The 10,117-nt window shown below is 75.6% G+C and carries 7 protein-coding genes; 6 read left to right on the forward strand and 1 reads right to left on the reverse strand.

Annotated elements, in window-relative coordinates; genetic code table 11:
- Positions 1-40 precede the first annotated feature (40 nt).
- Positions 41-2,722, forward strand: a complete 2,682-nt coding sequence (locus tag ACI8AG_RS10765) for a transglycosylase domain-containing protein (protein ID WP_456597032.1) — start codon at positions 41-43, stop codon at positions 2,720-2,722.
- Between the two features lie 149 nt (positions 2,723-2,871).
- Here the strand turns inward: ACI8AG_RS10765 and ACI8AG_RS10770 are convergent, their stop codons facing one another.
- Complete coding sequence (locus tag ACI8AG_RS10770) at positions 2,872-4,152, reverse strand: alpha-hydroxy-acid oxidizing protein (RefSeq protein ID WP_456597033.1); 1,281 nt, start codon at positions 4,150-4,152, stop codon at positions 2,872-2,874.
- A 321-nt stretch (positions 4,153-4,473) separates the two neighbouring features.
- On the opposite strand from ACI8AG_RS10770, the gene ACI8AG_RS10775 reads away from it, so the two are divergent.
- The 5 genes from ACI8AG_RS10775 (at position 4,474) to ACI8AG_RS10795 (ending at position 10,002) form a co-directional block, all read left to right on the forward strand.
- Positions 4,474-5,637 carry a hypothetical protein gene (locus tag ACI8AG_RS10775; RefSeq protein ID WP_456597034.1) on the forward strand — a complete coding sequence of 388 codons (1,164 nt, stop codon included), beginning with the start codon at positions 4,474-4,476 and terminating at the stop codon, positions 5,635-5,637.
- 139 nt (positions 5,638-5,776) lie between these two features.
- Positions 5,777-6,178, forward strand: a complete 402-nt coding sequence (locus ACI8AG_RS10780; RefSeq protein WP_456597043.1) for a MarR family winged helix-turn-helix transcriptional regulator — start codon at positions 5,777-5,779, stop codon at positions 6,176-6,178.
- Positions 6,179-6,275: 97 nt separating this feature from the next.
- Entirely contained in the window at positions 6,276-7,826 is a 1,551-nt protein-coding gene (locus tag ACI8AG_RS10785; RefSeq protein ID WP_456597035.1) for an acetolactate synthase large subunit, read from the forward strand.
- 124 nt (positions 7,827-7,950) lie between these two features.
- Complete coding sequence (locus ACI8AG_RS10790; protein ID WP_456597036.1) at positions 7,951-8,955, forward strand: tripartite tricarboxylate transporter substrate binding protein; 1,005 nt, start codon at positions 7,951-7,953, stop codon at positions 8,953-8,955.
- 42 nt (positions 8,956-8,997) lie between these two features.
- Positions 8,998-10,002 carry a tripartite tricarboxylate transporter substrate binding protein gene (locus ACI8AG_RS10795; RefSeq protein ID WP_456597037.1) on the forward strand — a complete coding sequence of 335 codons (1,005 nt, stop codon included), beginning with the start codon at positions 8,998-9,000 and terminating at the stop codon, positions 10,000-10,002.
- Positions 10,003-10,117 lie beyond the last annotated feature (115 nt).

Here is a 10,117-nt window from a genome sequence, read left to right on the forward strand (position 1 = left end):
CGCGTGGGCGCCGCCGTTGTCGCCTGTGCCGAGGAGTTCCGTGTCGCCCCGTCCCGTCTCCGGAGGTCTGCCCCTGCCCGGGGTCGAGGAAGCGCCCGCCCGGCGCCCTCGCCGGTGGCGCGCGCTGCTGGGCCTGGCGATGGCGGTCGTGCTGGCCGGTGCGCTGCTCGCCGGCTTCGCCCTGCCGCTCGTGGGCGGCGCCACTCTCGCCACCCGCGCCGGCACCGACCTGATGCGCCCCGTCGACGACGAACTGCTGGACCGCACCCCGGCCGGCAACACCCGCATGCTCGCTGCGGACGGGTCCCTCATCGCCGAGTTCTACCGGCGCAACCGCACGGTGGTCCCCTCCGAGGCGATCGCCCCGGTGATGAAGGACGCGCTCGTCGCGATCGAGGACAGCCGGTTCTTCGACCACAGTGGCGTCGACGGCAAGGGGCTCGCCCGTGCGCTGGTTCGCAACCTCTCCGCCGGCGAGGTGGTCGAGGGCGGCTCGACGCTGACCCAGCAGCTGGTCAAGCAGATCCGCCTGCAGTCGGCCACCGACCCCGACAGCCGGCAGGCCGCCACCGACGAGAGCGTGGCCCGCAAGCTCCGGGAAGCCCAGCTGGCCCTCGCCCTGGAGCAGGACTACACCAAGGACGAGATCCTCACCCGGTACCTCAACCGGGTCTACTTCGGCGCCGGTGCCTACGGGGTCGCCGCCGCGGCCGAGACCTACTTCGGCGTGACGCCGGACGCGCTGACCCTCGCCCAGGCGGCCACGCTCGCCGGCCTGGTGCAGAGCCCCGCGCAGTACGACCCGTTCGTGGCCCCCGACCGGGCCACCCAGCGCCGTGACGTCGTCCTCGCGCGCATGGCGGAGCTCGGGATGGCCGATCCCGCCGCGGTCGAGGAGGCCCGGAGCGAACCGGTGGTCCCCACGCCCGGCGAGGGGCCACCGCGGGGCTGCCAGGAGGCCCGGATCGGCGGCTTCTTCTGCGACTACGCCATGAGCTACCTGACCGGCACGCTCGGGCTCGACGAGGAGGCGATCGAGACCGGCGGGCTCACCATCGAGACGACGCTGGACCCCGCCGTGCAGCAGGCCGGGGACGCCGCCGTCCTGGCGACCCTGGCGCCCGACGACCCGCGCGCGGGGATCCACACGGCCGTGGAGCCGGGCACCGGCCGGGTGCTGGCGATGTCGGTCAACCGGACCTACGGCGCCGACGAGGGCGACCCCACCCAGACGATGGTCAACCTCAACGTCGCGGCCGGGCAGGGCACCGGGTCGACGTACAAGGTCTTCACCGCCGCCGCCGCGCTCGAGCAGGGTCTCGGCCTGGAGCACCGCATCACCACCTCCGACCCCTACGAGTCGACGGTCTACCGGGACGGCGACGGCCCCTACGACGTCGAGAACGCCGGCCGCTACCGGGCGACGCTGGACATGGAGCAGGCGCTCTACATGTCCTCCAACACCTACTTCCTCGCGTTGTCCGACCAGCTCGGCAGCGTGGAGGCGCCGGTGCGCATGGCCCAGCGCCTGGGCCTGCGCTCCCTCGACCCCGTCGCCGACCAGATCGTCGCCGAGAACCGCGGGTCGTTCACCTTCGGCGCCGAGGCCACCAGCCCGCTGGACCTGGCGAACGCCTACGCCACGCTGGCCGCGAGCGGTACCCGCTGCGAGCCGATGCCGGTGCAGCGCGTGCTCGACCGCTCCGGGGAGCCGGTGCTGGGCGAGGACGGGCAGCCGCTCGGTGGCCCGCGATGCGAGGAGGTCGTCGCCCCCGGGCTGGCGAACACGCTCAACCAGGCGCTGCGCAAGGACGTCGAGCCGGGCCACCCCGGGCAGACCGGCCGCCGCGCGTACGTGCCGGGCCACCAGATCGCCGGCAAGACCGGGACGACGCAGGACAACTTCTCCATCGCGTTCGTCGGCTACACGCCCCAGGTCTCGGCCAGCGTGATGGTCTACAACCCGGTGGAGAACCAGGACGTCGGCGGCTTCGGCGGCGGCAAGGGTGCCCAGATCTGGCACGACGCCATGCAGCCGGTCCTGAGCACCCGGGAGCCGGTGCCCTTCCCGCCGGCCGACCCGCAGTTCGTGGAGGGGACCCGGGCCGGGGTGCCCGCCGGCTGCCCCGGCCGGTCCGCTGCCGGCTGCCGCCAGCTGCTCGCCGCCCGGGACCTCGGTGCCTCGTTCGTCCGCGTCAGCAGCGCGCTCCGCCCGGGCACCGTCGTCGGCGTCGACCCCGCGCCGGGCACGCTCCTCCAGCGCGGTGACACGGTGACGGTGCTGGTCAGCAACGGCGCCCGCTGGAACCCGCCGCGCCCCGCGCCGACCCCGGCGCCGCGGCCCGCGCCCGAGCCGTCCCCGGCCCCCGCTCCGCCGCCGCCTCCGCCGCCGAGCCCGGAGCCGCCTCCGCCGCCTCCGCCGAGCCCGGAGCCGCCTCCGCCGCCTCCGCCGAGCCCGGAGCCGCCGCCTCCGCCGCCGAGCCCGGAGCCGCCGCCTCCGCCGCCGAGCCCGGAGCCGCCGCCTCCGCCGCCTCCGCCGCCGACGGAGCCCGACCCGCCGACGACCCCGGAGCCGCCGCCCCCTCCGCCGACGAGGCCGGAGCCGCCGCCTCCGCCGCCGACCGAGCCCGACCCGCCGACGGAGCCGGAGACGCCGACGGAGCCGCCCGCGGAACCGCCGACCCCGGAGACGGCGGACCCCCCGCCGGACGCGGTGCAGTAGGAGTGGGGGCGGGGGGCCGGTCCTGACGGTCTGGCCGCGTTGGTCGGTCTACCCAGCAGTGGGTAGCCACTGTTTCCCGGCTGCCCCCGCCCGGTTCCCACTGTGACCCAGGCCACAGGCGGCGTCAACCCGCGGCGCCGGAGCGTCCGTCAGCCGACGCGGCGCAGGACCTCCGGCGTCAGCTGGTCGACGGCGGTGTGCCCGGTCAGCCCCAGCGTCAGGTCGAACTCGCCGACGACATCCTCGACGACCTGCCGCACACCCGCCTCGCCGGCCAGCGCGAGACCCCAGGCGAACGGCCGGCCCAGCAGCACCGCGCGGGCACCCAGGGCGACGGCGGTGAAGACGTCGGCGCCGCTGCGGATGCCGCTGTCGAGCAGCACCGGCGCCCGGTCGCCCACGGCCGCGACGACGTCGGGCAGCGCGTCGAGCGCGGCGATCGACCGGTCGACCTGGCGCCCGCCGTGCGTGCTCACGACCACGCCGTCCATGCCCTCGTCCAGCGCGCGCCGCGCGTCGTCGGGGTGCAGTACGCCCTTGAGCAGGATCGGCAGCTTCGTGCGGGAGCGCAGCCAGGCCAGATCGGCCCAGCTGATCGACGGCCGCGAGTAGATGGCCAGGAAGGTCTCCACTGCCGCGCGGGGCAGCGGTGAGCGCAGGTTGTCGCGGAACGACCCGGGCCAGGCCCGCGCCATCGACACCAGCGCCTTGATCGCCGCCGGGGTGGGCCGGGGCTGTGGTTCGCGGGGGCCGGCGGCCGCGGCGCGCTCCTCGACCAGGCGGCGGAACACCGGGTCGGAGGTGTACTGCGCGATGCCCTTGCCCAGGGCGAACGGCAGGTGCCCGAGGTCGAGGTCGCGCGGGCGCCAACCGAGCATCGTCGTGTCGAGGGTGACCACCAGGGCCTCGCAGCCGGCGGTCTCCGCCCGGTGGACCAGGCTCTCCACGAGCTGGTCGGACGTCGACCAGTACAGCTGGAACCACCGCGGCGACCCGCCCATCGCGGCCGCGCACTCCTCCATCGACCGCGAGCCCTGGTTGGAGAAGACCATCGGCACGCCGGTGGCGGCGGCGGCGCGGGCGACGGCCAGGTCGGCCTCCGGGTGCACCAGCTCCAGCGCGCCCACCGGGCCGAGCAGCAGCGGGGCGGGGAGCCGGCGCCCGAACAGCTCCACCGAGGTGTCGCGGACGCTCGCGTCGCGCAGCACCCGCGGCACCACGGCCCACCGGTCGAACGCTGCCCGGTTGGCCCGCTGGGTCACCTCGTCGCCCGCTCCGCCCGCGACGTAGGCGTAGGCGCGGGCGTCCAGGACCCGCTTGGCGCGCTCCTGCAGCCGCCGGACGCCGACCGGCACCCGCGGGGAGCGGCCGTACACCCCGGCCCGGTACACCTCGTTCTGCCGCCGTCGGCCCGCACCCGCTTCGTCCACGCGGTCACCGTAGTGACCCCCCTCACGGCGGCAGGAGGAGGGGCGCGGTCGCTCCGGGGCTCGTTGCCTGGTCCGCACCCGGTCATGGCCGACCGGAGGCCCGGGGCGCGTGGTGGCGGGCGCTGGGGGTGGCGAAGTCCCGTGGGTGAGGAGCGGGGGATCCGGGTAGTGCCCGAGCTCGCCGGGGATGACGAACGGGCGTCCGGCGGTTCCCCCGAACGGGGGGACGGCGGGTCGATCCAGACACGCCGCACGACACGCCCGACACGCGCGTAACGGGCTAGCAACGAAGCGTCACTTCCGTCATCATCTGGAACTCGAGTGCATCGCAAAGGGGAGAGCGGGCTGAACGGCAGCTTCGAGCGGATCACCGGGCAGACGCGGACGACGTCGGCCCGGGTGGTCCGCGGCGCCCTCCCCGCCGGTGTCGTGACCGGCCTCCTCGTCGTCCTGCTCGGCCTCGCCGTCTCCACGGCCGCCCCCGCGCAGGCGCTCGACGACCCCACCCGGCCCGACGCCCGCGTCACCCACGGCCCCAGCTGCCACCCGGGCGGGATCGTGGTGGAGGTCGTCGCCGGCACCGCTCCCTACAGTGTGCGCCTGGCCACCACCCGGACGCCGTCCGGTGAGGACGAGGCCACGCTCGCGCCCCTGGGCAGCGTGGTGCTGCGCACCGACGACGTCGCCCCCGGCGAGACGATCGACCCGCGGCTGGAGTTCACCGCGCGCGACGGGTCGGGCCGGACCTACGTCGACGAGCTGGCGGACTACACGCTCACCCGGCCCACGGTCGAGGACTGCCAGGTCGCCCTGTCCCCACCGCCGCCCCCGCCGGCGCCGCCGACGGCCACGGTCGAGCCGTCCGAACCGGCGCCCACGACCAGCGGCGCCCCGACCACCGGCGGCCCGACCACGGGATCCACCCTCCCGGGGACCACCGCGCCGGGGACCCCCGGCACCACGACGACGCCCGGTTCCCCGCCGAGCACTGGCACCCCGACGGGCTCCGGGACCACGACCACGGGCACCCCGACGCGCACCTCCGGCGACGTCGGGGCGTTCGCGGCGGGCGGACCGGGCGGCGGCCTTCCCCAGGTCCAGCCCGGTGGCACGGTGGTGCTGCGCGGCGCCGGCTTCAACCCCGGGGAGCAGGTGAGCATCGTGTTCCACGGCGGCGAGACCGTGCTGGCCACGGCGACCGCGAACCTCGCCGGCGAGGTCCGCGTCGACGTGCGCATCCCCGAGGGCGCCGCGGCGGGCCCCGCCACCCTCGACCTGGTGGGCGCCGACTCCGCGGTGCGGACCGGTGTCGCCCTGCAGGTCGCCGCCGCCGTGGAGGAGGCCGCGCCCGCCCGGGGCGTGGTGTCGCTGGCCTCCCTGGCGGTCGCCGCGGTGGCGCTCGTGGCCACCGCCGGCGGGCTGGTCTCGGTCGCCGGGCGCCAGCACGCCGGGCGGCGCGCCGTGGGCTCGATCTCCGCCGTCTGAGTTCGGTTTCACCGGCGCGTGATCCGGGGAGTCTGAGCGGGTGCCACGGTCCGAGGACGCGCTCGCGCGCGGTGTCCCCCGGGATGCTGCCGCTCTTCCCGGAGTCGCTCCCCGCCCCGCCGAGACGTGGTTGCGCATCGTGCAGGTGCACGACCGCATCACCCGGCGGGTCGACTCGGCGCTCCACCGCCACCACGACCTCTCCCTCACCGGCTTCGAGGCGCTGCGCCGCATCGCCGAGTCGCCGGGGGAGCGGGCCTCCATGGGAGAGGTGGCCGAAGCGGTCGGCCTCTCCCGGCCCGGGGTCACCAGCACCATCAACCGGCTGGTCGCCCAAGGGCTGGTCATCCGCGAACGGGTGGAGGCCGACAAGCGCCTGCTGCACGCCCGGCTGACCACCGCGGGGCGGGAACGGGTGGCCGCGGCCCGCACCACGCACGACGAGCTCGTCGCGCACCTGCTGAGCCTGCTGGGTGACGACGCCGCCGTCGTCACCGATGCCCTCGCACGGGTCTCGGCCGCCACCCGCACCCGCCGCTGACCCGTCCGTCCGCGCGCTGCCGGCCCGCGTACGGTGCCCCCATGGGTGCCCAGCGTGATCCAGCCCACGTCCGCACCGGCCGCGCGGGGGTGGTGGCGTGAACGGCGCCCGCGCCCTCATCCGCACGCTCGTGGACGGCGGGGTCGACGTCTGCTTCGCCAACCCGGGCACCTCGGAGATGCACTTCGTCGCCGCGCTCGACGCCGTTCCCGGGATGCGGGGCGTGCTCTGCCTGTTCGAGGGCGTGGCCACCGGGGCCGCGGACGGCTACGGCCGGATGGTCGACCGGCCGGCCGGCGTCCTGCTGCACCTCGGCCCGGGTCTCGCCAACGGCCTGGCCAACCTGCACAACGCCCGCCGCGCGGCGACGCCGATGGTCACCGTCGTCGGCGACCACGCCGGGTACCACAAGGAGTACGACTCCCCGCTGGAGTCGGACATCGACGCGCTCGCCGGCACGGTGTCGGCGTGGGTGCGCCGCTCCGGCCGGGCGGCGGACGTCGGGGCCGATGCGGCGGAGGCGATCGCCGCCGCCCGCACGGCCCCCGGCGGGATCGCGACGCTCGTCCTGCCCGCCGACGTCTCCTGGTCCGAGGGCGCCGAGCCCGCCGCGACCCCGGAGCCGGGCAGGCCGCGGGCGGTGCCGGACGACGTCGTCACCCGGCTCGCGGGGCTGCTGACCTCCGGTGAGCCCTGCGCGGTCCTCGTGGGCGGAGCGGCGACGCGGGCACCGGGGCTGCGGGCGGCGAGCCGGGTCGCCCGTGCGACCGGCGCCCGGCTGCACTGCGAGACCTTCCCGGCCAGGCTGGAGCGCGGGGCGGGCCTGCCGCCGGTCGAGCGCCTGCCCCGGGCCGGGCAGCAGGTCGCCCAGCGGCTGGCCGGCGTCCGGCACCTCGTGCTCGCCGGCGCCCGGCCGCCAGTGGAGTTCTTCGCCTACCCCGACCGGCCCAGCAGCCTGGTCCCCGAGGGGTGCCAGGTGCACGTGCTCGCCGAGGGCGCGGACGACGTGGTCGACGCCCTGGCCCGGCTCGCCGACCTCGTCGGCCCGGCGGAGGAGCCGGAGGAGCAGCCCCTGGAGCGGCCCGACCTCCCCACCGGCGCGCTGACCCCCGACACCGTGGGCGCGGTGCTCGGCGCCCTCCTGCCGGAGGGGGCGATCGTCGTCGACGAGGGGGTGACGTCGAGCCGGCAGATGCCGGTGCCGACCACCGGGGCGCCGCGCCACGACTGGCTCACCCTCACCGGCGGCGCGATCGGGCAGGGGCTCCCGGTCGCCACGGGTGCGGCGATCGCCCGCCCCGGGCAGCGCGTCGTCTGCCTGGAGGGCGACGGCAGTGCCATGTACACCATCTCGGCGCTGTGGACGCAGGCCCGGGAGTCGCTCGACGTGACGACGGTCGTGTTCAGCAACCGCTCCTACCGGATCCTCGAGGGGGAGCTGCGCAACGTGGGGGCGGAGGCCTCCGGGCCGCGGTCGAGGGACCTGCTGGAGCTGGCCCGGCCGGATCTGGACTTCGTCGCGCTGGCCGCCGGGATGGGCGTGCCCGGCGGCCGGGCGACGACCGCGGAGGAGTTCGCCGCGCAGTTCCGCCGGGCGATCACCGAGCCCGGACCGTACCTGATCGACGTCGTCCTCCCGGTGCCCTGACCGAGTCCGGATCGTTGTCTTTTCGGGGCGCTGGCCACCCACCCCTGTGCTTGTATCCAGGTGATCCGGACCACCGCCAGGCGTGTCCGGCGGAGCGATCAACGGCGATCGTTGGGGGAGAGACATGCGCATCTCGTCAGGCATCGCGGCCGTCGCGCTGGTCGGACTCGTCGCCGCGTGCGGCGGGGACGACGGCGGCGGTGGCGGCGGCACCACCGGCACCACCGCCGAGGGGGGCGGGAACGCGGCGTCCTACCCGACCGAGTCGATCCGGATGCTCGTGCCGTACGGCGCCGGCGGGCCCACCGACCTGACCACCCGCACCGTCGGGACCTGCCTCGAGCAGGAGCTCGGGCAGACCGTGGTGGTCGAGAACCTGCCGGGCGGCTCCGGCGCGCTGGCCACGACCGAGCTGATCGCCGCCGAGCCCGACGGGCACACCCTCTCGCTGGTGACCGCGGGCACCATGGTGCTGACGCCGCTGGCCAACGAGGTGGGCTACACCAAGGACGACATCGCGCCGGTGGGGGTCATGGCCGAGGTGCCGTCGGTCCTCGCGGTCGGGCAGAACTCGCCGTACGCCTCCGCCGAGGACTTCTTCGCCGCGGTCGAGGCCCAGCCCGGCACGGTCACCGTCGGCACCCCCGGCGCCTCGACCCCCCAGGCCATCGAGCTGCAGCGGCTGGCCGACGAGCACGGGGTGCAGGTCACCGCCGTCCCCTTCAACGGCAACGCCGAGATGACCACCGCCCTCCTCGGCGGCAACGTGGACGCCGTGCTGATCAACGCCTCGATCGACGTGGTCGAGAACATCGAGTCGGGCGACTTCGTCCCGCTCGTCGCCTCGCCCGAGGAGCGGCTCTCCTGGCTGCCCGACACCCCCACCTTCGCCGAGCTCGGCTACGACGGCCTGACCCTCTCCGGCTCGACCTTCGGCCTGGCCGGCCCGGCCGGGCTCCCGGACGACGTCGTCTCGACGCTCGAGGAGACCCTGCAGACCTGCCTGGAGAAGCCGGAGGTACAGGAGCGGATCGGCGAGCAGTACGTCCCGGAGGAGTTCGCCGGCGCCGAGGAGCTCGCCGAGGTCCTCGACCGGACCCAGGAGGTCTACGAGCCGATCCTCGGCTGACCCGATCCCCGCACGACCCACCCCCGACCACCGGAGGAACCCATGCGCCGTACCCGCTCGACCTGGCCCGCGCTGATCGCCGCGTCCGTGCTCACCCTCGCCGCCTGTGGTGGTGACGACGGGGGCGACACCGGCGGAGGGGGCGGTGGCGGCGACGCCGCCGCGTCGGACTACCCGACGGAGAACATCACCCTGATCGTCCCCTACGCCGCCGGAGGCCCGACCGACCTCGCCGGGCGCACCATCGGCAGCTGCATCGAGGAGGAGCTGGGCCAGACCGTCGTCGTGGAGAACCGCGAGGGCGCCTCCGGCTCCGTCGGGATGCAGGCGATGCTCGCCGGTGGGAACGACGGGCACACGCTGTCGCTGATCGCGGTGCCGGCCTCGGCCACCAACCCGCTGCAGCAGGACGTCGGCTACACCAACGACGACTACGTCCCGATCGCCGCCGTCACCGAGATCCCCTCGGCGCTCGTCGTGGGGCCGGACTCCCGGTTCTCCACCGCCGAGGAGTTCTTCAGCTACGCCGAGGAGAACCCCGGCGAGCTCAACGTCGGCGTCCCCGGGACGACGACGTCGCAGGCGATGGAGCTGCGGCGGCTCGCGGAGGAGTACGGCGTCGAGGTCACCGCGGTGCCGTTCACCGGCAACGCGGAGATGACCACGGCGATCCGCGGCGGCAACGTCGACGCCGTCTTCATCAACTCCTCGCAGGACGTCCTGGAGAACATCGACGCGGGCGACTTCGTCCCGCTGGCGGTCAGCCCGCCCGAGCCGGTCGACTACATCGACGCGCCGACGCTGGCCGAGTCCGGGTACCCGGAGCTCACCAACAGCGTGTCGGTCTTCGGCCTGGCCGCCCCGGCGGGCGTCCCGGACGACGTGGTCTCGACCCTCGAGGACACGGTCGACACGTGCCTGCAGAAGGACCAGGTGCGTGAGCAGCTCGGCGAGCAGTACGTGCCCGACGAGTTCATCGGCAGCGACGCCTTCTCCCAGCGGATCGACGAGATCGTCGAGGCCTACGGGCCGATCCTGCAGGAGTGAGCCATCCTGTCGCGGGGGGGGGGGGCGGCCCCCCCCCCCCCCCCCCCCCCCCCCCCCCCCCCCCCCCAACCCCCGCCACCCGCCTGTCTAACACCATTGACACCAATGCCCCCCG

Source organism: Blastococcus sp. SYSU DS0552 (assembly GCF_054050815.1).

Excerpts from the sequence above, each read along its gene's own strand:
- ACI8AG_RS10790 (WP_456597036.1), top strand. The coding sequence starts at position 7,951 with ATGCGCATCTCGTCAGGCATCGCGGCCGTCGCGCTGGTCGGACTCGTC.
- ACI8AG_RS10795 (WP_456597037.1), top strand. The coding sequence starts at position 8,998 with ATGCGCCGTACCCGCTCGACCTGGCCCGCGCTGATCGCCGCGTCCGTG.